This window comes from Bauldia litoralis, from assembly GCF_900104485.1.
GTDB lineage: Bacteria > Pseudomonadota > Alphaproteobacteria > Rhizobiales > Kaistiaceae > Bauldia > Bauldia litoralis.
Window position 1 is genome coordinate 240,061 of the sequence record NZ_FMXQ01000004.1, and the last position, 24,048, is coordinate 264,108.

General features: G+C 66.7%; 23 protein-coding genes and 1 pseudogene. 22 read left to right on the top strand and 2 right to left on the bottom strand.

The annotated features are described in order from the left end of the window. Positions 1–33 precede the first annotated feature (33 nt). From BLT60_RS11365 to BLT60_RS11440, 16 genes are all read left to right on the top strand, one after another. The gene (locus tag BLT60_RS11365; protein ID WP_090876562.1) at positions 34–882 is read left to right on the top strand and encodes a sugar phosphate isomerase/epimerase family protein; all 849 of its coding nucleotides are present in this window, start codon (positions 34–36) and stop codon (positions 880–882) included. 40 nt (positions 883–922) lie between these two features. Then, positions 923–1,981, top strand: a complete 1,059-nt coding sequence (locus tag BLT60_RS11370) for a sugar phosphate isomerase/epimerase family protein (RefSeq protein ID WP_090876563.1) — start codon at positions 923–925, stop codon at positions 1,979–1,981. Between the two features lie 163 nt (positions 1,982–2,144). Further along, positions 2,145–3,083: an L-threonate dehydrogenase gene (ltnD, locus tag BLT60_RS11375; protein WP_090876564.1), complete on the top strand. Its 939-nt coding sequence runs from the start codon at positions 2,145–2,147 to the stop codon at positions 3,081–3,083. Continuing rightward, complete coding sequence (locus tag BLT60_RS11380) at positions 3,080–3,820, top strand: polyamine aminopropyltransferase (protein WP_090876565.1); 741 nt, start codon at positions 3,080–3,082, stop codon at positions 3,818–3,820. Before ltnD ends, BLT60_RS11380 begins: the two co-directional genes overlap by 4 nt. After that, positions 3,817–4,467: a class I SAM-dependent methyltransferase gene (locus tag BLT60_RS11385; RefSeq protein WP_210185596.1), complete on the top strand. Its 651-nt coding sequence runs from the start codon at positions 3,817–3,819 to the stop codon at positions 4,465–4,467. The genes BLT60_RS11380 and BLT60_RS11385 overlap by 4 nt, the downstream gene beginning before the upstream one ends. Further along, entirely contained in the window at positions 4,464–5,105 is a 642-nt protein-coding gene (locus BLT60_RS11390) for a methyltransferase domain-containing protein (RefSeq protein WP_090876566.1), read from the top strand. Before BLT60_RS11385 ends, BLT60_RS11390 begins: the two co-directional genes overlap by 4 nt. A gap of 41 nt (positions 5,106–5,146) precedes the next feature. Next, entirely contained in the window at positions 5,147–6,151 is a 1,005-nt protein-coding gene (locus BLT60_RS11395; protein WP_090876567.1) for a phosphotransferase family protein, read from the top strand. Continuing rightward, positions 6,148–7,434, top strand: coding sequence for a phosphopyruvate hydratase (gene eno, locus BLT60_RS11400; protein WP_090876568.1), 1,287 nt, complete (start codon positions 6,148–6,150; stop codon positions 7,432–7,434). The genes BLT60_RS11395 and eno overlap by 4 nt, the downstream gene beginning before the upstream one ends. Before the next feature lie 27 nt (positions 7,435–7,461). Beyond that, positions 7,462–7,701, top strand: coding sequence for a hypothetical protein (locus BLT60_RS11405; RefSeq protein WP_090876569.1), 240 nt, complete (start codon positions 7,462–7,464; stop codon positions 7,699–7,701). Between the two features lie 92 nt (positions 7,702–7,793). Then, the gene (locus BLT60_RS11410) at positions 7,794–8,762 is read left to right on the top strand and encodes a hydroxyacid dehydrogenase (protein WP_090876570.1); all 969 of its coding nucleotides are present in this window, start codon (positions 7,794–7,796) and stop codon (positions 8,760–8,762) included. Next, complete coding sequence (locus BLT60_RS11415) at positions 8,759–9,886, top strand: Gfo/Idh/MocA family protein (protein WP_090876571.1); 1,128 nt, start codon at positions 8,759–8,761, stop codon at positions 9,884–9,886. Before BLT60_RS11410 ends, BLT60_RS11415 begins: the two co-directional genes overlap by 4 nt. Before the next feature lie 39 nt (positions 9,887–9,925). Further along, positions 9,926–11,101 (top strand): Gfo/Idh/MocA family protein, encoded by a 1,176-nt coding sequence (locus tag BLT60_RS11420; protein ID WP_090876572.1) that lies wholly within the window; start codon positions 9,926–9,928, stop codon positions 11,099–11,101. A 166-nt stretch (positions 11,102–11,267) separates the two neighbouring features. Continuing rightward, positions 11,268–13,109, top strand: a complete 1,842-nt coding sequence (iolD, locus tag BLT60_RS11425) for a 3D-(3,5/4)-trihydroxycyclohexane-1,2-dione acylhydrolase (decyclizing) (protein ID WP_090876573.1) — start codon at positions 11,268–11,270, stop codon at positions 13,107–13,109. 2 nt (positions 13,110–13,111) lie between these two features. Then, a complete protein-coding gene (gene iolE, locus BLT60_RS11430) occupies positions 13,112–14,020 on the top strand; it encodes a myo-inosose-2 dehydratase (protein ID WP_090876574.1) in 909 nt (302 codons plus the stop codon). A gap of 26 nt (positions 14,021–14,046) precedes the next feature. Continuing rightward, positions 14,047–14,880 (top strand): SDR family oxidoreductase, encoded by an 834-nt coding sequence (locus tag BLT60_RS11435; RefSeq protein ID WP_090876575.1) that lies wholly within the window; start codon positions 14,047–14,049, stop codon positions 14,878–14,880. A gap of 133 nt (positions 14,881–15,013) precedes the next feature. Continuing rightward, the gene (locus BLT60_RS11440) at positions 15,014–16,438 is read left to right on the top strand and encodes a FadR/GntR family transcriptional regulator (RefSeq protein ID WP_175478391.1); all 1,425 of its coding nucleotides are present in this window, start codon (positions 15,014–15,016) and stop codon (positions 16,436–16,438) included. Between the two features lie 23 nt (positions 16,439–16,461). On the opposite strand, the gene rfaE1 is transcribed toward BLT60_RS11440, so the two are convergent. Further along, the gene (gene rfaE1 / locus BLT60_RS11445) at positions 16,462–17,904 is read right to left on the bottom strand and encodes a D-glycero-beta-D-manno-heptose-7-phosphate kinase (protein WP_090876577.1); all 1,443 of its coding nucleotides are present in this window, start codon (positions 17,902–17,904) and stop codon (positions 16,462–16,464) included. Between the two features lie 48 nt (positions 17,905–17,952). Between rfaE1 and BLT60_RS11450 the strand changes: the two genes are divergently transcribed. The 5 genes and pseudogenes from BLT60_RS11450 to BLT60_RS25035 form a co-directional block, all read left to right on the top strand. Then, the gene (locus tag BLT60_RS11450; protein WP_244521224.1) at positions 17,953–18,552 is read left to right on the top strand and encodes an SIS domain-containing protein; all 600 of its coding nucleotides are present in this window, start codon (positions 17,953–17,955) and stop codon (positions 18,550–18,552) included. Between the two features lie 6 nt (positions 18,553–18,558). Continuing rightward, positions 18,559–19,146 carry a D-glycero-alpha-D-manno-heptose-1,7-bisphosphate 7-phosphatase gene (locus BLT60_RS11455; protein ID WP_090876578.1) on the top strand — a complete coding sequence of 196 codons (588 nt, stop codon included), beginning with the start codon at positions 18,559–18,561 and terminating at the stop codon, positions 19,144–19,146. After that, positions 19,143–20,165 (top strand): lipopolysaccharide heptosyltransferase I, encoded by a 1,023-nt coding sequence (gene waaC, locus BLT60_RS11460; RefSeq protein ID WP_090876579.1) that lies wholly within the window; start codon positions 19,143–19,145, stop codon positions 20,163–20,165. Before BLT60_RS11455 ends, waaC begins: the two co-directional genes overlap by 4 nt. Before the next feature lie 280 nt (positions 20,166–20,445). Further along, positions 20,446–20,817 carry an SHOCT domain-containing protein gene (locus BLT60_RS24025; RefSeq protein WP_175478392.1) on the top strand — a complete coding sequence of 124 codons (372 nt, stop codon included), beginning with the start codon at positions 20,446–20,448 and terminating at the stop codon, positions 20,815–20,817. A gap of 15 nt (positions 20,818–20,832) precedes the next feature. After that, positions 20,833–21,088, top strand: a pseudogene (locus tag BLT60_RS25035) (IS66 family transposase); the annotation flags it as partial. 5 nt (positions 21,089–21,093) lie between these two features. On the opposite strand, the gene rfaD reads toward BLT60_RS25035, so the two are convergent. After that, positions 21,094–22,038: an ADP-glyceromanno-heptose 6-epimerase gene (gene rfaD / locus BLT60_RS11470; protein ID WP_090876581.1), complete on the bottom strand. Its 945-nt coding sequence runs from the start codon at positions 22,036–22,038 to the stop codon at positions 21,094–21,096. 222 nt (positions 22,039–22,260) lie between these two features. Here rfaD and BLT60_RS11475 point away from each other — a divergent pair, with 222 nt between their 5' ends. Further along, positions 22,261–24,048: an amidohydrolase gene (locus BLT60_RS11475; RefSeq protein WP_210185597.1), complete on the top strand. Its 1,788-nt coding sequence runs from the start codon at positions 22,261–22,263 to the stop codon at positions 24,046–24,048.

Sequence of the window (24,048 nt, forward strand, 5' to 3'; positions counted from 1 at the left end):
TTCGGGAAAAGAACGGAAAAAGGGGGAACGAGAATGCTGCTTGGATTCAACATGCTGCTGTGGGCCAGCCAGCTCACGGAAGAGCACTTCCCGCTGCTCGAGAAGCTCAAGGCCGCCGGTTACGACGGGGCGGAGCTGCCGATCTTCGGCGGGACGCCCGAGGAATACGCCCATGTCGGCCGAGAGTTGAAGAATCTCGGTCTGCGCGCCACCGCGGTCTGCGTGATCCCGGACAAGGAGCACGACTGCACCAGCTCCGACGCCAAGGTCCGCGCCGCCGGTCTCGCTCATCTCAAGTGGGCCATCGACTGCCTCGAGGCGGCCGGCGGCGAATTGCTCTGCGGGCCGTTCTACCAGCCGCTCGCCGTCTTCTCGGGCGATCCGCCGACGCCGGAGGAACTCGCCGGCATCGTCGAGGTGCACAAGGAGGCTGCGCGCTACGCCGCCCGGGCCGGGATCAAGATGGCGATCGAGCCGCTCAACCGTTTCGAGTGCTATGCGCTGAACACGGCCGCCGACGCCGCCGAGATCGTCAAGCGCGTCGACGAGCCGAACTACGGCTACCTCTACGACACGTTCCACGCCAATATCGAGGAGAAGGATCCGGTTGGCGTGATCGCCCCGACGCTCGCCCAGATCAACCACGTCCACACGTCGGAGAACGATCGCGGTACGCCCGGCAAGGGACACGTGCCGTGGCCGGAGACCTTCAAGGCGCTGAAGGACGGCGGCTATGACGGCTGGTATGTGATCGAAGCCTTCGGCCGGGCCCTGCCCGGCATCGCCGAGGCGACGCGGGTATGGCGGGACTTCTTCCCGCACACCGACGAGGTCTACCAGTTCGGTCACGACTTCCTGCGCAAGCAATGGAAAAAAGCCTGAGCCGCCGGTTCACGGCAAACAATCCAGACGGGAGAGGACCATGAAAACGATCAAGGGCCCGGCGATCTTTCTCGCCCAGTTCGTCGGCGATGAAGCGCCGTTCAACACCTTCGACGGCATCTGTGGATGGGCGGCCTCGCTCGGCTACAAGGGTGTCCAGATCGCCGCCTGGGACGGGCGGCTGATCGACCTGAAGCAGGCGGCCGAGAGCAAGACCTATTGCGACGAGCTGAAGGGGACCGCCGCGAAACACGGTGTCGAGATCACCGAACTCGCGACGCATCTCCAGGGCCAGTGCGTGGCGGTCAATCCAGCCTATGACGACGCGCTCGACGCCTTTGCCGCGCCGGAAGTCCGGGGCAACCCGAAGGCGCGGCAGGAATGGGCGATCGAGCAGGTCAAGCTCGGTGCCCGCGCCAGCCGCAACCTCGGCCTCGACGCGCATGTCACCTTTTCCGGGTCGCTCGCCTGGCCGTTCCTCTATCCCTGGCCGCCGCGTCCCGCCGGCCTGATCGAAGCCGCCTTCGAGGAACTCGCCAGGCGCTGGCGGCCGATCCTCGACCTCCATGACGAGGTTGGTGTCGATGCCTGCTTCGAACTCCATCCGAGCGAGGACCTTTTCGACGGCACCAGCTTCGAGCGTTTCCTCGCCCTGGTCGATGACCATCCGCGCTGCTGCATCAACTACGATCCCTCGCATTTCCGCCTGCAGAACCTCGACTATGTCGGGTTCATCGACGTCTATCACGAGCGGATCAAGGCGTTTCACGTCAAGGATGCCGAATTGCGCTCGACGCCGAAGCAGGGCGTCTATTCCGGCTATTCGGACTGGCCGGACCGGGCGGCGCGCTTCCGTTCGCTCGGCGATGGCGACATCGACTTCGCCGCGATCTTCTCGCAGCTCTCCGTGCATGGCTATGACAGCTGGGCGGTGCTCGAATGGGAATGCGCCATCAAGAATCGCGAGGACGGCGCCCGCGAGGGGGCTCCCTTCATCGCCGATCACATCATCCGGGTCAGCGAGACGAATTTCGACGATTTCATTGACCAGGGCGCCGATACCGAGGCCGTCAATCGCGCGCTCGGGTTGAACCGTTGAGCCGGAATTCCGGGGCCGCCTGACATCGGCCCCGGAGCCGCACAGGACAGCCTGACCGACCGGGTTGTAGAGTCATAGAGCGCCCCGCTGTCTGCTCGCAAAGCGGGGCGCTTCGTTCCGCCCTCGTAGTCCGGGCCCTGGGCCAACAACCGTGAGATCGCCGATGACTGCGGACAACGCTACCAACGCCGGCCGCCGGGTGGCAGTGATCGGCCTTGGGTCGATGGGCTACGGCATGGCCGTTTCGTTGAAGCGGGCCGGCTTCGATGTCGTCGGCTTCGACGTTCGACAGGAATCGGTCGAGCGCTTCGTGGCCGAGGGTGGAATGGGTGCAGCCACGCCGGGCGAAGCGGCGGCCGGCGCCGCCGCCGTCGTCTGCGTCGTGCTCAATGCCGAACAGACCGAGGCCGTACTCTTCGGCGAAGGCGGCTGCGCGGCGACGATGGACGAGGGCACGGTGTTCGTCTCCTCGGCCACGATGGCGCCGTCGGTCGCAAGGTCGCTGGCCGAGCGGCTCGAAAAGGACGGACGCCACTATCTCGACGCGCCGATCAGCGGCGGCGCCCAGCGGGCCGCGACCGGAGAATTGACGGTGCTGGTCTCGGGCACCCCGGCGGCAATGGCTGCCGCGGATGCCGTGGTCGGCGCGATGGCCGCCAAGGTCTTCCATCTCGGCGACGCGCCGGGAACCGCGGCCGGCCTCAAGATCGTCAACCAGCTCCTGGCCGGCGTTCATATCGCCGCCGCCTGCGAGGCGATGTCCTTCGCCGACGCCCACGACCTCGACCCCGCCAAGGTCTTCGAGGTCATCACCGCCTCGGCCGGCAATTCCTGGATGTTCGAGAACCGGGTGCCGCATATCCTCGACAACGACTACACGCCGCGCAGCGCGGTCGACATCTTCGTCAAGGATCTCGGCATCGTCCTCGACATCGCCCGGTCCGAAAAGATCCCGGTGCCGTTGGCCGGAACCGCGCTGCAATCCTTCCTGATGACCTCGGCGGCCGGCATGGGCCGCGACGACGATGCCTCGGTCTTCCGCCTTTACCAGCGTATCCGCGACGTAGCCGATGATGCGCCGGACGGAGAGGGGCCATCGTGAGCCTGCTGTTCGAAGAGCTCGACTACCGGCCGACGCCGATCGGCGCGCTGAGCCTGCGACGACGGCGTGAATTGAAGCTCGGCGTCGATATCCTCGAAATCAAGCTCGGCGAAGAGCACCTGATGTCGAGCCTGTTCACCGCCTCCGAGATCGCGCTGGCGAAACTCGGGCTGGCCGAGCTCTCCGGCGCCGGTCTTGACGTCGTCGTCGGCGGACTCGGCCTCGGCTACACCGCCGCCGCCGTGCTGGAATCCCTGTCGGTCGGGTCGCTCGTCGTCATCGAGACGCTGGAGCCGGTCATCGACTGGCACGTCAGCGGCCTGCTGCCGCTCGGGCCCCAGCTGACCGGCGACCCGCGCTGCCGCCTCGTCCTCGGCGATTTCTTCGCGCTGGCCGCCTCGGAGGCCGGCTTCGATCCGGACGCGCCGTCGCGCCAGTTCGACGCCATCCTCGTCGACATCGACCACTCGCCAGAGTTTTTCCTCGATCCCGCCAATGCCGGCTTCTACACGCCGCAAGGGTTGGCCCGGTTCGCTACCCACATGAAGCCCGGCGGCGTCTTCGGCCTGTGGTCGAACGAACTGCCGGACGATGCCTTCACCGCGCGGCTCGCCGGAGCCTTCGCCGAGGCGCGGGCGGAGGAAGTGACCTTTCACAATCCGCTCCAGGACAAGGACTTCACGCAAACCGTCTACCTGGCGAGAACGGCGAGCGGTTCGCCAACCCGCGCCGCGTGACCGCGCCGGCGGCCTGCCCCGTCTGTCGCGCGGCCGCGCCGCTGCCCTTTCTGACCGTTGACGGCCGCGACTACTGGCGTTGCGTGGCATGCGAGGCGCGGTTCCTCGATCCGCGCCAGCAGCCCGGATCGGACGACGAACGCGCCCACTACCTGCTCCACGAGAATGACCCGGACGACCCGGGCTATCGCCGATTTCTCGCCCGGCTGGCCGAGCCGCTGCTGGCGAAGCTCGGCCCAAACAAGGCGGGCCTCGACTATGGCTGCGGGCCGGGGCCGGCGCTTGCCACGATGCTCAGCGAGGCCGGCCACGCCATGGCGCTCTACGACCCGTTCTTCCAGCCCGACACCGGCCCCCTCGAAGAAACCTACGACTTCATCACCTGCACCGAGGTCGCCGAGCATTTCCATCGCCCCGCCGACGAATTCGACCGGCTCGATTCCCTGCTTCGCCCCGGCGGCTGGCTTGGCGTCATGACCTGCTTCCAGACGGACGACGACCGCTTCGCCACCTGGCACTATCGGACCGACCCGACCCACGTCGTCTTCTATCGCGAGGCGACGCTGCGGACGATCGCGGCGCTACGCGGCTGGTGGTGTGACATCCCGGCCAAGGATGTGGCTCTGATGCGGAAGCCGCGCCGATGACCTCGTGGCTGCACGAGCAGCGGCTGGCGGCTGTCCTCGCCGTGCTGCGCGACTGCCGGGCAAGAACGATCCTCGATCTCGGCTGCGGTGACGGGGCGCTGCTCTTCCGGCTGGCCACGGATCCGGCGATCGAGCGGATCGTCGGCGTAGACCTTTCGGCCGAGGCGCTTGCGCGGCTGCGGACCGATCTCGTGCGGTTGCCGGGCGGGCAGGGGAACACGGTCGCGTTGATCCATGGCTCGCTGACCGACCTCGGCAGCGACCTTGCCGGCTTCGATGCGGCGGTCCTCGTCGAGGTCATCGAGCATATCGACCCCGATCGCCTGTCGACCGTGGCGCGCGCCGTCTTCGGCGACCTCGCACCGGCGACCGTCATCGTCACCACCCCGAACAGCGAGTTCAACGCCCTGCTCGGTGTTCCAGCCCACCGTCTCCGACATCCGGATCACCGTTTCGAGTGGGGGCGGGCGAAGTTCCGCGCCTGGGCGGAGGGCGTCGCCGGCCGGCATGGCTATGACAGCGCCGTCACCGACATCGGTGCGCATCCGACGCTCGGCGGGCCGACGCAGATGGCGGTTTTCACCCGTAGGGCCGAAATCGCGAAACGGGAGGTGGCATCCCCGCCACATGGGTTATAAGACCGCCGCGCCGCGCGACGGCGCTCTTCCGGGCTGAGCGAATGATCCTTCCCGCCGAAATCATCACCAGCCTCGCCGCCATGGGGTTGATCGCCGACGGTGCGCCGGTCGAGGCCGAGCGGCTGACCGGCGGCGTCTCCTCCGACATCTGGAAGGTGACGGCCGGCGACCGCACCTTCTGCGTCAAGCGCGCCATGGCGCAACTTGCGGTCAAGGACGAGTGGTTCGCGCCGGTCGAGCGCAATCGCTACGAGCAGCTGTGGTACGCGACCGCCGCCGCCCGGGTTCCGGGTGTCGCTCCCGCCGTCCTTGCCGCCGATGACGCGGCCATGTTCTTCGTCATGGAGTTCCTCGATCCGGCCGATCACCGGCTGTGGAAGGCCGAACTGATGGCCGGCCGCGTCGACGGCGCCTTTGCCGCTAATGTCGGCGGCAAGCTCGCCGCGATTCATGCCGCCACGGCGGGCGACGCCGAGATTGCCGCGGCCTTCCAGACCGGCCCGCTGTTCGAGGCGCTGCGGCTCGAGCCCTACCTGCGCGCCACCGGCGTCCGCCATCCGGCGCTTGCTGGCCGGTTGAACGCGCTCGCCGACCGTACCGCCGCGACACGGTTGGCGCTCGTCCATGGCGACGTCAGCCCGAAGAACATCATGATCGGGCCGACAAACGAGCCCGTCATCCTCGACGCCGAGTGCGCCTGGTATGGCGACCCGGCCTTCGATCTCGCCTTCTGCGTCAACCACCTGCTCCTGAAGACGCTGGCCGCGCCGCAGGCCGGGGGCGCGCTGCTCGCGGCCTTCGACGCCTTCTGCGACGCCTACCGCGCCGGCGTTGACTGGGAGCCGGTGGCCGACCTCGAGAGCCGGGCGGCCTCGCTGCTCCCCGGCCTGCTGCTGGCGCGGATCGACGGCAAGTCGCCGGTCGAATACGTGACGGATGACGCGACGCGAGAGCGGGTGCGCCGCGTCGCCATTCCATTGATTGAATCCGCACCGGCGACGCTCGACGCGGTGCGACAGGCCTGGACGAAGGAGAAGACAGGGTGACGAAGACGGACATCGTGAAGGTGCACGGCCGGCGGGTATGGGACTCGCGCGGCCGGCCGACGGTCGAGGCCGAGGTGACGCTGGCCGGCGGCGCGATGGGCCGGGCCATCGCTCCGGCGGGTGCGTCGATGGGCTCGGGCGAGGCGGTGGACCGGCGCGATGGCGGCACCGCTTTCGGCGGCCTCGACGTCACCATGTCGGTCGGCGCGGTCAATGGCGAGATCGCCGAAGCGCTGTACGGCGTTGATTCAGAAGATCAGGAAACCGTCGATAACATTCTGATATCGCTGGACGGTACCTCGAACAAATCGCGCCTTGGCGGGAACGCCATCATCGCCGTTTCGCTGGCCGCAGCCCACGCGCGGGCAGCCGCCGCGGGCGTGCCGCTTTGGAAGTCGCTGGCCGGCGACCGGAAGGTCGGGCTGCCGCTTCCCGAGATCCAGCTCTTTGGCGGCGGCGCCCATGCGGCCCGTCGCGTCGACGTCCAGGACTTCATGGTCATCGCCGTCGGTGCAAAGACCTTCGCCGACTCGCTCGACATGACGGCCGAGGTCTATCGAGCCGCCGGCGCCATCCTCGCCGAGCGCGGCAAGCTTGCCGGCGTCGCCGACGAGGGCGGCTACTGGCCGGACTTCGACACCAACGAGGAGGCGCTCGGCCTGACGGTCGAGGCGATCGAGAAAGCCGGCTACCTCCCGGGCGACGACGTCGCCATCTCGCTCGATATCGCGGCGTCCGAGTTCGGCAAGGACGGCCGCTACCGGCTTGCCCGCGAGTCGCGCGACCTCGACAGCGACGCGATGGTCGCGCTGTTGCTCGGCTGGGTCGAGCGCTATCCCATCGTCTCGATCGAGGACCCGCTGGCCGAGGACGACGAGGCGGGTCTGATCGCCTTCACCAAGGCCGCCGGCAAGGGGCTGCAGATCATCGGCGACGACTATCTCGTCACGAATGCCGACCGGGTTCGCCATGGACAGGCGGTCGGCGCCTGCAACGCGGTGCTGGTCAAGCCGAACCAGGCGGGCACCGTGACCGAGACGAAGGCTGCGCTGGACGCGGCGCATGCCGACGGCTGGGGCGCGGTTGTGTCGGCACGCTCCGGCGAGACCGAGGATGTCTCGATCGTCCACCTGGCGGTCGGCTGGGGGGCGACGCAGCTCAAGGTCGGCTCCTTCACCCGGTCCGAGCGAATGGCCAAATGGAACGAAGGCCTGCGTGTCGCCGAGGCGATCGGCGACGGCGACCTGCCGCCGCGCGCAAGCTTCCCCTGGGGCGCGGCCTGAGGGTGCCGCCAAACGACGGCGGTGACGATGGACTCCCTGACGCTGTTCGGGCTGTTGGCGGTGACGCTGATGCTCGTCTTCTACGCATTGGAGGGTCGCAGCCCCTGGTACATCGCCGCCTTCGCGGCGGCCTGCGTCCTCGCCTCGGTCTACGGCTTCCTGCAGGGCGCGTGGCCGTTCGGCGTCGTCGAGGCGATCTGGGCGGCGGTCGCGCTCTATCGCTGGCGGCAGCGTGTGGCATCGGAGGTGGACAACCGCTTTCACTGATGGGGCACCATCATCCGGCGGCCGGGCATCGGCTGGACAGGACGGGGCGGGGCTTTTAGTTTCGCGGGCCACAATCGAACGGAAACGCCTCAATGCCGCTCGTTCTTCTCTCCGGCCAGATCCACGATGACGGCATGGCCGTTTTCGAAGCCCGGCCGGATGTCACCATCCGCGAGATGGAGGACAACGAGGCGGCGACATTCATGCGCGACCTGCCGGACGCCGATGCGCTGCTTATCCGGACGTCGCTCCTGCCGGCAGAGGCGATCGCCGTCGCCGACCGTTTGCGCGTCGTTTCGCGCCATGGTGTCGGCTACGACAACATCCCGGTCGACGCGCTGACCGCCAAGGGTGTCCCGCTGGCGCTGGCGGTGGGGGCGAATGCCGATTCCGTCGCCGAGCACGTTTTCTACCTGATCCTGTCGATCGCCAAGGGCGGACCGGCCAACGATGCCGCCGTGCGCAACGGCGAATGGAATGTCCGCAACCGGATGCCGGCTTTCGATATCGGCGGACGCACCCTGCTGCTGATCGGCTTCGGCCGGGTCGGTCGGTCGGTGACGCGGATCGCGAAGGCCTTTTCCATGCGGGTCATCGCCTTCGATCCGGCGGTCGGCGCTGAAGCGATGGCGGAGGCGGGAGTCGAGAAGACCGACGACTGGCGTGACGTGCTGGCCGAAGTCGACGTCGTCTCCCTGCATACGCCGCGCCTGCCCGAGACCGAGAACATGATCGGCGCCGCCGAATTGCGATCGATGAAGTCGGATGCCATCCTGATCAACACCTCGCGCGGCGGACTGATCGATGAATATGCCCTGGCGCTTGCGCTGCAGAAGGGGCAACTGGCCGGTGCCGGCATCGATACCTTTGCCGACGAGCCGCCGCCCGGCGCCAGCCCGCTGCTGAATTGCGAGCGCGCCATCCTCAGCCCCCATATCGCCGGGCTGACCCGCGAGGCAGGGGCGCGGCTCAGCGTCTATGCGGCCCGCAACGTGCTGGCCGCCATCGACGGCCAACTCGATCCCGCTGTCGTCGTCAATCCTTCGGTGCTCACGACATGAAGAGACTGGGTGTTGGTCTGGTTGGCAGCGGCTTCATGGGTCGCAGCCACGCTCATGCCTTCCGCGCGGCGGCGGGCGTCTTCGACCTGCCGATGGCGCCGACGCTGGAACTCCTCGCCGATGTCAACGAGACGGTCGCGGCCAGGGCGGCCGACGCTCTCGGTTTCAACCGCTCCACCGGCGACTGGAAGGCGCTGGTTGCCGATCCGGCCGTCGACCTTGTCGACATCACCACCCCGAACACCCTGCACAAGCCGATCGCGCTGGCCGCGATCGAAGCCGGCAAGCCGGTCTATTGCGAGAAGCCGCTGGCGCCCAACGCGCTGGAAGCCAAGCGGATGGTCGACGCCGCCGAGCGTAAGGGCGTCAAGACGGCGGTTGGCTTCAACTACCTGAAGAATCCGATGGTGGCGCTGGCTCGCGAGATCGTCGCCAGCGGCGAGATCGGCGAGGTGGTGTCCTTCCGCGGCATCCATGCCGAGGACTACATGACCGATCCGAAGGCGCCGTTCACCTGGCGGCTCGACGCCGCCGGCGGTCACGGCGTCGTGGCCGATCTCGGCAGCCACATCATCTCGATCGCCCGCTTCGTCGTTGGGCCGATCGAGTCGGTGGTTGGACAGATCCGGACGGTGACCGACAAGCGTCCGTCGGGGCCGGGGGCGAGCGAAATGCGCGCCGTCGAGGTCGATGACGAGGCGCGGGCGCTGGTCCGCTTTGCCGGAGGCGCAACCGGGTCGCTCGAGGCTTCCTGGGTGGCCGCCGGCCGCAAGATGATGCTCGCCTTCGAGGTCACTGGCACGAAGGGCACGATCGCCGTCGATCACGAGCGTTTCAACGAATTGCAGCTCTATACGGTCGGCCAGCCGGGCGGTCGCGAGGGCTTCAAGACCATCCTGGCCGGGCCGCAGCACGACTCCTACAAGGAGTTCTGCCCGGCGCCCGGCCACCAGCTCGGCTTCAACGACATCAAGACCATCGAGGTCAAGGCGCTGATTACCGCCCTGGCCGGCGGCAAGGCATTCATGCCGGATTTCCGCGAGGCCTGGGAAATCCAGCGGGTCGTCGACGCCATCGTCCAGTCGGCGCGGGAGGAGCGCTGGCTGGCGGTGACGGAGATCTAGGGCGACCGCGCAGCATTCAATTCGAGGGAGCGAACAAGGATGAGCAAGACCATCGCCAAACTTGGCCGGCGGCTCCGACTGGGAGTGATCGGCGGTGGGCCGGGCTCGTTCATCGGCCCGGTGCACCGGGCGGCGGCGCGGCTCGACGACAATTACGAGATCGTCGCCTCGGTGCTCTCCTCCGATCCCGACCGGTCGCGGCGCGAGGGCCAGGCCATCGGCGTTGCGCCGGACCGCGCCTACGGAACCGCGACGGAGCTGTTCGACGGCGAGAAGGCCCGCGAAGACGGCATCGACGTTGTCGCCATCATGACGCCGAATGACAGCCACTACCCGCTCTGCCTGCAGGCGCTGGAAAACGGTCTCGACATCATCTGCGACAAGCCGCTGACCACCAACCTCCGCGACGCCAACGATCTCGTCCACCGGGTTCGCGACGCCGGCGTGGTCTTCTGCCAGACCTTCAACTATTCCGGCTTCCCGCTGGTCCGCCAGGCGATGGCGATGGTCCGCGATGGCGATCTCGGCGACGTGCGGATGATCGAGGTCGAGTATGTCCAGGGCCACAACGCGGCGCTGACCGCGACCGAAAGCGGCGAGGAGAGCAACTGGCATTTCGATCCGGCCCGGGTCGGCGAGTCGCTGATCCTCGGCGACATCGGCAGCCACGCCCATCACCTCGCCCGCTTCGTTACCTGCCAGGACCTGTCGCGGCTGACCGCCGACATCACCTCCGTGGTTCCGGGACGCACGGCCCACGACTATGCCGGCATCCTGTTTCGCCTCGAGAACAACGCGCCGGGCGTGATGTGGGTGACCCAGGCCGGCGCCGGCGCGGTCCATGGGCTCTACTTCCGCGTCTTCTGCGCCAAAGGGAGCCTCGAATGGGCGCAGGAGACGCCGAACCAGCTGACCTGCTCCCGCATCGGCGAACCGGCGACGATCTACGAGCGCGACGGCCCCGGTCTGAAGCCGGAAGCGGCGCGGGCGACTCGGGTTGGCATCGGCCATCCCGAGGGCTACCAGGAGGCGTTCGCCGTGCTCTATGCCGACGCCGCCGAGGCGATCGTCGCCCGCAAGCTCGGTGAAAAGCCTGATCGCCTCGCCCTCGATTTCCCGACCGTCGAGGACGGCGCCCGCACCATGCAGTTCATTGCCGCCGCGCTAGAGTCATCCCATAGCGGCGGCTGGATCGATTACCAGGTGGCGTTCTGAGCGAGCGTGGATCCTCGTGGATCACGAACAATCTCAAAATAGAACATACGTTCCGTTTTGAGATTGTGTAGAATGTCCCTGTTATTATAGTTCGACTGTCCCAGCCGCGGAATGGCCAAAGCCTCATGCGATCGTGGCGCCGGATCGAAGGGGAGGAGGAAGACTCATGAAAACCGTCCGTCTGACCATGGCCCAGGCCCTGGTCCGCTACCTGACCGCGCAGAAGATCGTCATCGATCACGAGGAGGTCCCGCTGTTCGGCGGCGTCTTCGCCATCTTCGGCCATGGCAACGTCACCTGCCTTGGCGAGGCGCTGGAGCCCGTGCGCGACGTCCTGCCGACCTGGCGCGGCCAGAACGAGCAGTCGATGGCGCTGGCGGCGATCGGCTACACCAAGATGAAGAAGCGCCGGCAGATCATGGTCTCCCTGTCGTCGATCGGCCCCGGCGCCACCAACATGGTGACCGCCGCCGCCGTCGCGATGGCTAACCGCCTGCCGCTGCTGGTGCTTGCCGGCGACACCTTCGCCAGCCGCATTCCCGACCCGGTGCTCCAGCAGGTCGAGCGCTTCGACGACCCGACGATCAGCGTCAACGACTGCTTCAAGCCGGTGGTCCGCTACTGGGATCGCATCAGCCGGCCGGAGCAGATCATCGGCTCGCTGCCCCAGGCGGTGGCCACCATGCTCGACCCCGCCACCTGCGGCCCGGCCTTCATCGGCCTTGCCCAGGACGCACAGGCCGAGGCCTATGATTACCCGGAAGCCTTCTTCGCCGAGACGGTTCACCGCATCCCGCGCGCCCGGCCCGACGCGGACTCGATTCGCGAGGCGGTGTCGCTTCTGCGCAAGGCCAAGAAGCCGCTGATCATCGCCGGCGGCGGCGTCCACTGGTCGCTCGCCAATGACGCGGTCGGCGCCTTTGCCGAGAAGCACAATGTCCCGGTCGCCGAGACGATCAACGGCCGCACCTCGCTGGTCCATGACCACCCGATGAATGTCGGGCCTGTCGGCATCAACGGTTCGACCTCGGGCAATGCGCTGGCGCGCGAGGCCGATGTCATCCTCGCCGTCGGCACCCGGCTCCAGGATTTCGTCACCGCCTCCTGGACGCTCTTCCCCGAGAGCGCGCAGATCATCGGCCTCAACGCCGCCCGCTTCGACGCTGCCAAGCATCGCTCGCTGGCGGTGGTCGGCGACGCGCTGGTCGGCATCGAGGAGATGTCCGACGCGTTGACCGACTGGCAGGCGCCAGGCAGCTGGTCGAAGAAGGGGGCCAAGGCATACGGCGCGTGGAACGACCTGATTGACAAGAATTCCGGACCGACCAATGCCGAGGTTCCGACCTATGCCCAGGTGGTCGGCGCGATCAACCGGATCTGCGACCCGACCGACCTGGCGCTGACCGCCGCCGGCGGCTTGCCTGGCGAGCTCTGCCAGAACTGGCGGGCCAAGACCCCGGCCACCTTCGACTGCGAGTTCGGCTATTCCTGCATGGGCTACGAGATCGCCGGCGCCTGGGGAGCCAAGATGGCCGATCCGGATCGCGACATCATCTCGATGATCGGCGACGGCTCCTACCTGATGATGAATTCGGACATCTATTCGACGGTGCTGACCGGCCACAAGCTGATCATCGTCGTCATGGACAATGGCGGCTTCGCCGTCATCAACCGCCTGCAGAACGCCAAGGGTTCGAAGTCCTTCAACAACCTCATTGCCGACTGCAAGATCGAGAACCTCGTCGAGGTCGATTTCGAGAAGCACGCAGCCTCGATGGGGGCGCTGGCCGAGACAGTCCATTCGATCGGCGAACTCGAGCAGGCCTTCAACCGGGCCAAGCAGGCGGACCGGACGTCGGTGATCGTCGTCAAGGTCCAGTCGCATGAATGGACGCCTGGCGATGCCTGGTGGGAGACCGGCGTGCCGGAAGTCTCGACCCGCAAGGAGGTGCGCGCCGCCCGCGCCGAGCACGAAGAGGGCAAGGGCAAGCAGCGGGTGGGGGTCTGACCATGCCGACGGCGGGTCCAGTCCATCTCGGCGTCGCGCCGATCGCCTGGTCGAACAACGACATGCTCGAACTGGGCGGCGAAACCAGCCTCGAAACCTGCCTGAAGGAAACCCGCAAGGCAGGCTTCACCGGCACCGAAACCGGGGTGAAGTTCCCGATGGACCCGAAGGTCCTCGGCCCGATCCTCAAGAAGCACCGACTGAAGCTGATCTCCGGATGGTTTTCCGGCGAATTGCTGAAGCGCTCGGTCAAGGCCGAGCGTGAACGGATGCTGGCGCAGATCGACACCTACAAGGCGCTCGGTGCGCCAGCCTATGTCTATGCGGAGACCACCGGAACGGTGCAGAATGTCATGGATGCGCCGCTGTCGTCGCGTCCCCGCATGGCGGCCGAGGATTTCCCGGCCTATGGCCGAAAGCTCACCGAACTCGCCGAGTGGATGGCCGACTACGGCGTGCCGATGACCTACCACCACCACATGGGCACCATCGTCGAGACCCAGCGGGAGATCGACCTGCTGATGGCCAACACCGGCGAAGCGGTCGGCCTGCTCCTCGATACCGGGCACCTGGCTTTCGCCGGGGGCGATATCGTCGAGACGACGCGCAAGCATGGCCGGCGGATCAACCATGTCCATTGCAAGGACCTGCGTCCGGACGTGCTGAAGACCGTGCGCCAGAAGGACCAGAGCTTCCTTTCGGCCGTGCTCGACGGCGTCTTCACCGTGCCGGGCGACGGCTATATCGACTTCCACGCCTTTGCCCGCGTCCTGGCCGATATCGGCTACGAGGGCTGGGTGGTCGTCGAGGCGGAGCAGGATCCGGCCAAGGCCCCGCCATACGAGTATTCCTTGATGGGGCGCCGGCACCTGACATCGGCGTTTGCTGCGGCGGGTTACCCGATCACCTGAGAGGCGCCGCGGCGCGGGAGGGGAACATGACGACGACGAATCTCAAGAAGCAGTTCGCCGGCAAGGTCGCCGTCGTGACGGGCGGTACGCAGGGACTGGGCGAGACCGTTGCCCGGCTGCTGGCGGCGCGGGGCGCCGCCGGCATCGTGATCTGCGGCCGCAACGCCAAGCTCGGCAAGGCGGTCGCCGCATCGCTCGGCAAGACCGCCGCAAAAGTGGTCTTCATCAAGGCGGACCTCAACAAGGTCGAGGATTGCCGCAAGGTCATTGCCGGTGCGGACAAGGCCTTCGGCCGCGTCGATGTCGTCGTCAATGTCGCCGCCACCACCGATCGCGGCACCATCCTCGACACGAGCCCGGAACTCTTCGACCGGATGTTCGCGCTGAACGTCCGGGCACCGTTCTTCCTGATCCAGGACGCAGCGAAGATCATGCGGCGCGAGGGAATCGAAGGGTCGATCGTCAATATCCAGTCGATGTCGGCCCATGGCGGCCAGCCTTTCATCACCGCCTATTCCGCGTCCAAGGCGGCGCTGTCGGCGCTGACCAAGAATGCCGCCTTCTCGCTGATGCCGGATTGCATTCGCGTCAACGGCCTCAACATCGGATGGATGGACACGCCTGGGGAGCATTCGATCCAGATGCGCTACCATACCGATGACAAGGACTGGCTTGCCAAGGCGGAGCAGTCACAGCCATTCGGTCGGTTGCTGAAGCCGGAGGAGGTCGCCCGCGCTGTCGCGTATCTGGCCAGCGACGAGTCTGGCATGATGACGGGATCGATTATCGATTTCGATCAGCAGGTTCTTGGGTCGGCGGAGTCGGCAGCGCATCCAACCGGTCGGCTACCGGATGCCTAATTATTAGGCAGGCTGGACCCGCTGGTATTCTAATGTTATACTTATTGCGAATTTGCAATAATTCTTGCCGTTTTCGAGGATTGATACGATCCCGCCGGGACTTTACCCTTCGGTCGCTCTGCACGGCCAGGTGGTGCACGAGGTCGGTCGCCGTATTGTAGCGGACGATCTTCGTGAGGGCACATTGTTGCCGCGCGAAGCTGAACTGGCCCAATCCTATGGGGTCAGCAGGCAGGCGGTTCGCGAGGCGCTGAAGGTCCTGGCGGCCAAGGGCATGCTGACCACGCGGCGCCGCGCCGGCAGTCGGGTATCACCTCGAAGCCTGTGGAATCTCCTCGATCCCGACGTTCTGGCCTGGCACGCAATTGTCGGCCTCAGACCCGAATTTCTGCGTGACCTTGTCGAATTTCGCGCCCTGGTTGAACCGAATACCGCCGCGCTTGCGGCACGGCGCGCCAGCCCCGACCAACTGGAGCGGATCGTGGGGACTGCAGAGGCGATGCGCGCGGCGGTCGACGATTGCGATCGCTTCCACGATGCGGATGTCGCATTCCATGCCGCGGTCTTCGCCGCCAGCGGCAACGCGCTGATCGACCGGTTGAGCACGATCGTCGAGCCGGTTCTTCAGGTGAGTTCCACCGTTCAGAGCTCAGCCTCTGAACGCACGGCGTGGGCGGGCGACCACGAGCGTGTCGCGACGGCAATCGCCAATCATGACGCCGACGGGGCGGAGGCGGCGATGAGATACGTCGTCGATATGTACAACGGCGAGGTATCGACCGATGAACGCGGCAGAGTGTCCGCCGACGCTGCCGTTGTCTGGAAGACCTCCGATGCAAGCCTGCTTTATCCCTCCGGTGCTCTGCATGGCCAACTCGCCCACCAGATCGGCGAGCAGATCGTTTCCGGGACCCTCGGCGAAGGCGTCACGCTGCCGCGCGAATCCGAGCTCGCCCTGAAATACAAGGTCAGCCGGCAAGCGGTTCGCGAGGCGCTCAAGGTCCTTGCCGCCAAGGGACTTGTGTCGACCCGGCGGCGTGCCGGAACGACGGTTACGGCCCGCGAGAACTGGAACCTGCTCGATCACGACGTTATCGCCTGGCACAATCCCAAAGACCTGTCCTTTCAGTTCCTGATCGACCTGATCGAGTTGCGCCAGTTGGTAGAGCCGCCGTCGGCTGCGCTGGCGGCGGCGCGTCGAAGCCCTGCGCAGATGGCGCGAATCTCGTCGGCCATGTCCGAGATGCGTAGGACCGCGGCCGAGTCGAACTGGGTCGACGCGGACGTCGAATTCCACATGGCCGTGGCCGCGGCCAGTGGAAATGCGATCCTCGTAAGCCTCAGCCGGATTCTGGCGCCGGTGCTGGAAGCGAGCATGAAGGGCCAGGGCAACCTCGCGCCAACCCTCGAGGTTGCCCTCGAGGTTCATGCCGCGATCGAGCAAGGCATTGTCGCGGCTGACCCGGAACGGGCCGGCGCCGCCATGGCGGCGATGCTCAGCCTGACCGACAGTCGCCTGCATGAGGCGGTGGGACTGGGGAAGCAGCGCAGCGCATAGCGCTCGCGCTCTGTTCGCCGCCGCTATCCTGCGGATTTCATCCGGCCGACCGTTCCCGTGGTCGAATGCCCGGGCAGTAATGGAATCAGTTCGACCCGGCCGCCATTGGCCTTCACCACATCGCCGCCGACCACTTCGTTTTCCGCGTAGTCCGCGCCCTTGAACAAGACATCGGGCAGGACGGCGCCGATGAGGTCCGCCGGCGTATCCTCCTCGAAGGGAACGACGAGGTCGACGAACCGCAGCGCCGCAAGGACCGCGGCCCGGGTTTCGGCGTCCTGGACGGGGCGACCGGGCCCCTTGAGGCGCTTCGCCGAGGCATCGCTGTTGATGCCGACCACCAGCCGGTCGACGCGGCGCGATGCCTGCTCCAGCGAATGCAGGTGGCCCCGGTGGAGAAGGTCGAAACACCCGTTGGTGAAGCCGACCAGCAGGCCCTGGCTTTTCCAGTGGCCGACCTGGTCGAGCCCTTCCTGGCGGGCGAGCACGTTGGCCGAGGCCTCGACGCCCAGCGCCTGCTTGAGTTCGCGCGGGTGAACGGTCGCCGTGCCCGGCTTGGCGACCGCGACACCCGCCGCCGCATTGGCGAGACGCACCGCGTCGGCAAGCGGTACGCCGATCGCCATCGCCGCAGCAAGGGTGGCGACCACCGTGTCGCCGGCGCCGGTGACATCGAAGACCCGGCGGTTTTCGGCCCGAACGTGAAGCGCGTCGGCGTTGTGCGCGACCAGCGTCATGCCGGCGTGGCCGCGGGTGACGAGGATGGCGTCGAGCCCGCAGGTTTCCAGCACGCTGCGGCAGGCCTCTTCCGCTGCCGCGTCGCTGTCGACCGGCCGGCCAGTGAAGCGTTCGAGTTCAAGCGTATTCGGGGTCACCAGGGTCGCCCCGGCAAAGACGGCGGCCTGCGGCTTCTTGGGATCGGCGATCACCGGGGTCCCGGCCTCCCGCGCCGCGCCGATCAGGCTGGCGATCGTCTTGGCGCCGAGGACGCCCTTGGCATAGTCGGAGAGGATCACCACGTCGGCGTCCGGCAGCGCCTCGCGGGCGGCAGCGAGCAGGTCCCGGGCGACGGAGGCCGGAAGATCGTCGACCGCCTCGGCGTCGACCCGGAGCAACTGGTGCCAGCCGCTGAGATAGCGGGTCTTGACCGTCGTCGGCCGGCTCTCGTCCTCGATCAGGCGGCAGGTCAGGCGTTCGAAACCGTCGCAGAACCGGCGGAGTTCCTCGGCTCCGCTGTCGGCGCCCGCGACCCCGACAAGGGTCACGGAGGCGCCATAGGCGAGGAGATTGGCGGCGACGTTGCCGGCGCCGCCGAGCAGCGACCGCTCGCGGGTGTGATTAAGCACCGGCACCGGCGCTTCCGGCGAGACGCGGCGGACGGTGCCCTCGACAAAGCGATCGAGCAGGACATCGCCGATGACGAGGACCTTCGCTTGAGCGAGACGGTCTATGAGGCTAGCATCCATCGCCGTTTGGACCGGTTTCCTGCCACTTTCCCTGAAGGCCGAATCAATTTGAAATCCGACCGCGCCGCGGTGACGGCTGAATTCACCCGCCGCTATCAAGAACACCTTGCCGTCTTCGAGCGATCGCAAGGATTGCTCGCGCCGACGGCGGCGCTCGCCGAAGCGGCTATATCGGTGCTGGAAGCCGGGGGCAAGCTTCTCTTCTGCGGCAACGGCGGCAGCGCTGCCGATGCGCAGCATATCGCGACCGAGTGTACGATCCGTTTCGAGACCACGCGAAAGGGGCTTCCGGCGATTGCGCTGACCACCGACAGCTCGGCGCTGACGGCGGCCAGCAACGATCTTGGCTATGAACAGGTCTTCGCCCGCCAGGTCGAGGCGCTCGGCCGGCCCGGCGACATGCTGGTCGGACTCACCACCTCCGGCACCTCGGCCAACGTCACCGCGGCACTGGTTGCGGCACGCGCGGGCGGGCTTGCGACGGCCTGCCTGACGGGCCGGGACGGCGGCGAGATAGCCGCCGGACGGCTCGCCGATCACTGCCTTGTTGTCCCGTCGCAAATCACTGCCCATATCCAGGAAGTGCATATCTTCCTCGGCCATCTCCTCTGCGCCGCGATCGACGACGCCTTCACCGACAGGGAATGAATTCCGGTGAGCGATGACATGCATCGCGTCCATCTTGCCGACGCGCCACGGCGGCATTGCCCGGCGCTGTTCCTGGATCGCGACGGCACCATCCTCGACGATCCCGGCTACCTGTCGGATCCCGACAAGGTGGCGGTTTTCTCCGGTGCCGCGCCTGCGCTCCGCCGCTTCGCCGAGGCCGGCTATGCGCTGGTGCTGGTGACCAACCAGTCCGGCATCGGGCGCGGGCTTTTCGGCTGGGCCGACTACGACCGGGTTGCCGCGCGGATGCGCCAGGCGCTGGCCGCCGAGGGCGTCATCCTCGACGCCGAATGCGCCTGCGGCCATGCGCCGGCGGAAGGCGCAACCTGCGGCTGGCGGAAGCCCGCGCCGGGAATGCTTCTCCAGGCGGCGAAGGACCTCGACATCGACCTCGCCGCCTCGTTGATGGTCGGCGACATGCCGGGCGACCTCCAGGCGGCCGAGGCCGCCGGTGTCGGTCGCGCGGTACATGTCCTCACCGGCCACGGCGCCGACCAGCGGCCCGGGCGCACGGACTGGGGCGTCTCGATCCCGCTCGACCTTGTCGACAACCTCGCGGCGCTGTCGCCATGAAGATCCTGATCGTCAAGCTGACGTCCTTCGGCGATGTCATCCACACCTTCCCGGCGATCAGCGATCTGCGGTCGCAACGCCCGGATATCCAGATCGACTGGCTGGTCGAGGACTCCTTCGCCCCCTTCGTGGCGTTGCATCCCGCCGTCTCGACAATTCACCCGGCGTCGTTTCGCAGGCTGCGGTCGCCGCCAAGCCGCTGGACGCGGCTGCCGATGGAGGCAATCCGCCTCGGCCGCGCCTTGCGGGCGGCGCGCTACGATTACGTCGTCGACATGCAGGGGCTGCTGAAGAGCGCGATCCCGGCACTGCTGGCCGGCAGGGGGGTCGCCGGCTACGACACCGACAGCGCCCGCGAGCGGGCCGCCAGCCGGCTCTATCGCTGGGGAATTCCCGTACCCCGGGCAATGCACGCGGTCGAGCGCAGCCGGCGTCTTCTGGCCGCCGCCGTTGGCTATACCGTGCCGGCGGGGCAGGGGCGCTACGGCCTGCGCGTCCTTGACGGGCGCGACAGCGCGCTGCCCAAGCCCTACGCCATCGCCATGCATGCGGCGAGCTGGGAGACCAAGCTCTGGCCGGAGCGCAACTGGCGCGGCGTGCTGGAGGAGATCACCGCTGGCGGCCGGTCGGTCGTCCTGCCCTGGGGCTCGCCGGACGAGAAGGCGCGGGCCGAGCGGCTGGCGGTCGATATCGACGGCGTCCACGTCATGCGCTCGATGCTGTCTGGGGCCGATCTCGCCCGTGTCGTCAGCGGCGCCGAATTCGCCATCGGTCTCGACTCGGGCCTGATGCACCTCGCCACCGCGCTCGACGTGCCGGGCATCTGGCTGTTCGGGCCGACCGACCCGGGGCTCACCGGTCCCTATGGCAAGGACCAGACGGTGCTCGCCTCACGCTATCCAGAGGCGCCATGCCGCCGCCGCACCTGCGACCGCGAACCGGGCGGCCATTGCTGCATGCAGGCGATCGATCCCTACGATGTTGTCGCTGCGATCCAGGCGCTGACCAGCCAGTCGTGATGGTGCGGGGCCGCAGCGTCGTTGCGTGCATCGACCCGCGCGCGCCGCGACAATAATTGGCGTCGAAAACGGGATGCTGACGCGGTGGAGATACCCTGCGGTCCTGCGACGTCTTGCCTAAAAAACCTACGGGAAGTTTTGCCTACCGACCGGGTCGACGTGCCGCCCCGCGAGGGAGCGTCTTTCCTTGCGCACTTGATCGAGATCACGGCGGCGACATCGCTCCGGGTAGATGGTGACCAAGCGGCGACAGTGAATGCCACACAACAGGAGATGTCTCGTGAGAAACAGGAATATCGCGCTTGCCACGAGCCTGATCGTGGCGACGGCAGCAGCTGCGACATCTGCCCTCGCGCAGGCCGGGGAAAGCCCGGACCGATACGGCCCATACTATTACGGGCATGACATGATGTGGGGCGGTGGCCAGTGGGGAGGGTTTGGTATGGTCCTTGGACCGATTTTCATGATTCTGATACTGCTCGGAATCGTTGCCGGGATCATCTATCTTGTGCGCCTGTTCGGCGGGACCGCCCCAGGCGGCAGCGGCCATGCTGCGCATGATCGTGCCCTGGCGCTCCTCAAGGAACGCTATGCCAAGGGTGAAATCGACTCCGGGGAATTTGCAGAACGCAAGAAGCTGCTGGCCGACTAAGCGCGCGTCCAGCGCCGACAGCGCGAGGCCATTGAGCGGCCACCTGCACCGTTCCATGTTTCGCCGCGCGGCTTCGCCGGTCCGAGCCTGCTCGCCATAGGGCTGTTCGAGCCGTTTGGCCAGCATCCGCCGCTGAACCGGCCGAGCAAGCGCACCGGCGAAGGCATCGACCTCACCTTGTCCACTCCTTGGCGGACCGGATGGGGCATGCGTGGCGGCGCTGCGTCCGTTTCATCTTCTGACCCATGACCATGGGCTGGCGGCGGGCCGAACCGCTCAGGCGTCGGGAAGGTTTGCGCCCAACGTCTCGGCGACGCCTTCCTCGATCGGCGTGAAGGTCTCGGCGTAGCCGTCGCGGCGCAGGCGTTCGATGTCGGCTTCGGTGACCGGCTGGTAGGCGTCGCGGAGGTCGTCGGGGAAGGGGATGTAGTCGATCTTGCCCTTGCCGTGGAAATCGATCACCGCGCCGGCGACGTCGTTGAAGGTGCGGCTCTGGCCGGTGCCGACATTATAGACGCCGTTGGCGGTGCGCGACTCCCAAGCCCACAGGTTGACCTGGACCGCATCGCCGACAAAGACGAAATCGCGCCGGTGCTCGCCGTCGTTGAAGCCGTGCGAGGCGCCGAAGACCTTGATGACGCCGTCCTCGTTCGCCTGGCGGCTGAAGTGCTGGATGACGCTGGCCATCCGCCCCTTGTGGGCCTCGTGCGGCCCGTAGACGTTGAAGTAGCGCAGGCCGACGACACGGGCGGTCAGGTCGTCCTGGCGGGCCACCCACTGGTCGAAAAGCAGCTTCGACCAGCCATAGACGTTGAGCGGACGTAGGCCGTCATTGGTCTCGGTGAAATCGGAAGAGCCGCCATAGACGGCGGCCGACGAGGCGTAGATCAGCGGCACGCCACGCGACTGGCACCAGGCGAAGACTTCCTTGGAGAAGGTGAAGTTGGTGTCGAGCATGTAGCGCCCGTCCCACTCGGTGGTGTCGGAGCAGGCGCCCTGATGGAAAACCGCCCGGACCGGCCCGAAATCGGCATTCTCGCCGATCCGCTCGCGGAAATCCGCGTGGTCGATGTAGTCGGCGATGCGGGCCGTGGCGAGGTTGCGGAAGCGGTGGCCGTCGCTCAGGTCGTCGACGACGATGATGTTGTCATGGCCGAGGCCGTTGAGGGCGTGGACCAGATTCGAGCCGATGAAGCCGGCGCCGCCGGTGACGATGAACATGGCCGGTTTGATGGCCTGTGGACGGGGCGAATGCAAGGGGGAGGACAGACTCGTCGATACCGGTCTTGTCACGGGCGAGACGATCTGCCCCGGCGACTTAGCTTGCGGCGGCGGGCAGGCCTCGGGAGGCCGGGTATTGCGAATGGTTCGCGCCGGGCTAGATACCTATGGTGAACGCTCGACATAGGGGAGGAAGTCATGAAGAACGCGTGCCTGTCGACCGTGCTGGCGCTGTCGATGCTGCCTTGCGCGGCATTCGCCCAGGACGTTGCCGATACGATCTATTCGGGCGGGCCTATTCTCACGATCGACGATTCGGACCCCGTCGCCGAAGCGGTTGCTGTGAAAGATGGCCGCATCATCGCCGTCGGGGCCCTGAACGACGTCATGGCCCATCAGGACGATCAGACCAGGATGGTCGGCCTTTCGGGTCGCGCGATGTTGCCGGGGTTCGTCGACAGCCACGGTCACGTCGTCATGGGCGGCCTGCAGGCCCTGTCTGCAAACCTGCTTGCGCCGCCCGATGGCGAAGTAGCCGACATCGCGAGCCTGCAGGCGACGCTGAGGTCATGGGCCGAGGAGAACGCAGAAGCGGTCGACAAGGTGAAGATGATCGTCGGTTTTGGCTACGACAACGCGCAACTGGTGGAGTTGCGGCATCCGACCAAAGAAGACCTTGATGCTGTGTCGACGGACCTTCCGATCATCATCGTCCACCAGTCCGGCCACCTTGGGGTCGCGAATTCCAGGGCTCTGGAGCTGGCGGGCATCGATGCTTCCACGCCCGATCCTGCGGGTGGGGTGATCCAGCGCGGCGCGGACGGCGAGCCCTCCGGTGTCCTCGAGGAATACGCGTTCTTTGCCGTTCTGGTCCCGATGATCGGCGAACTCGGGCCCGATGGACTGACGGCTTTCGCGCGGGCGGGTGCCGACCTGTGGGCGAGCTTCGGCTACACCACGGCCCAGGATGGCCGGTCTTCCGCAGGCATCGTGAAGGCGCTGAACGCCGTCGATGCTTCAGGTGACCTGCCGGTCGATGTCGTCGCCTATCCGGATGTGCTGGAAGACCGGGCGTTTATCGAGGCGAACGTTTCGATGGACTATGCGGGCAAGGTACGGGTCGGCGGCTGCAAGCTGACCATCGACGGGTCCCCGCAGGGATTCACCGCGCTCAGGGACCGTCCTTACTACGATCCGGTCGGCGATTACCCACCGGGTTATGCCGGCTATGCCTCCGTCACCATGGAGCAGGTCCAGGATGCCGTGAACTGGTGCTACGAGCACGGCTTTCAGATTCTCACGCATGCGAATGGCGAAGGCGCCTCGGACATGCTGATCGCGGCGATCGGAGCGGCTCAGGCGGAATATGGAGACCCGGGAAACCGCCCGGTCCTGATCCACGGACAGTTCCTGCGCGAGGACCAGATCGACAGCTACAAGCGGCTTGGCGTCTTCCCGTCATTGTTCCCCATGCATACTTTCTACTGGGGTGACTGGCACCGCGATCACACGGTCGGGCCGGTGAACGCCGAAAACATTTCGCCGACCGGCTGGGTCCGGCAGCGCGACATGATGTTCGGCTCCCATCACGACGCGCCCGTGGCGTTTCCCGACAGCATGCGCATCCTTTCCGCCACGGTTACCCGACGGACGCGATCGGGCGACATCCTTGGCCCGCATCAGCGCGTCGACGTGTTGACGGCCCTGAAGGCGATGACGATCTGGCCGGCGTATCAGCACTTCGAAGAGGATCGGAAGGGCTCGATCGAGGTCGGAAAGCTGGCCGATTTCGTCATTCTCTCGGACGACCCGACCGCGGTCGATCCCGAGACGCTTGCCGACCTTCAGGTACTGGTCACCATCAAGGACGACACGGTCATCTACGAGGCGGACGAGGAAGAGCGTCGCGGTGACCTAGTTCCATCGTTGCCCTTCAGCGGCGGCGACCCGGAGGTCGCGCACCAGTTCCTGCACGCCATGTACGAAGGCATGAGCCAGATCGCGCAATAA

Coding starts and splice junctions, on each gene's coding strand:
- waaC (WP_090876579.1), top strand. CDS start 19,143: ATGAAGATCCTGATCGTCAAGCTGACGTCCTTCGGCGATGTCATCCAC.
- BLT60_RS11435 (WP_090876575.1), top strand. CDS start 14,047: ATGACGACGACGAATCTCAAGAAGCAGTTCGCCGGCAAGGTCGCCGTC.
- BLT60_RS11370 (WP_090876563.1), top strand. CDS start 923: ATGAAAACGATCAAGGGCCCGGCGATCTTTCTCGCCCAGTTCGTCGGC.
- iolD (WP_090876573.1), top strand. CDS start 11,268: ATGAAAACCGTCCGTCTGACCATGGCCCAGGCCCTGGTCCGCTACCTG.
- BLT60_RS11390 (WP_090876566.1), top strand. CDS start 4,464: ATGACCTCGTGGCTGCACGAGCAGCGGCTGGCGGCTGTCCTCGCCGTG.
- rfaE1 (WP_090876577.1), bottom strand. CDS start 17,904: ATGGATGCTAGCCTCATAGACCGTCTCGCTCAAGCGAAGGTCCTCGTC.
- BLT60_RS11415 (WP_090876571.1), top strand. CDS start 8,759: ATGAAGAGACTGGGTGTTGGTCTGGTTGGCAGCGGCTTCATGGGTCGC.
- rfaD (WP_090876581.1), bottom strand. CDS start 22,038: ATGTTCATCGTCACCGGCGGCGCCGGCTTCATCGGCTCGAATCTGGTC.
- iolE (WP_090876574.1), top strand. CDS start 13,112: ATGCCGACGGCGGGTCCAGTCCATCTCGGCGTCGCGCCGATCGCCTGG.
- BLT60_RS11365 (WP_090876562.1), top strand. CDS start 34: ATGCTGCTTGGATTCAACATGCTGCTGTGGGCCAGCCAGCTCACGGAA.
- BLT60_RS11395 (WP_090876567.1), top strand. CDS start 5,147: ATGATCCTTCCCGCCGAAATCATCACCAGCCTCGCCGCCATGGGGTTG.
- BLT60_RS11410 (WP_090876570.1), top strand. CDS start 7,794: ATGCCGCTCGTTCTTCTCTCCGGCCAGATCCACGATGACGGCATGGCC.
- ltnD (WP_090876564.1), top strand. CDS start 2,145: ATGACTGCGGACAACGCTACCAACGCCGGCCGCCGGGTGGCAGTGATC.
- BLT60_RS11405 (WP_090876569.1), top strand. CDS start 7,462: ATGGACTCCCTGACGCTGTTCGGGCTGTTGGCGGTGACGCTGATGCTC.
- BLT60_RS11420 (WP_090876572.1), top strand. CDS start 9,926: ATGAGCAAGACCATCGCCAAACTTGGCCGGCGGCTCCGACTGGGAGTG.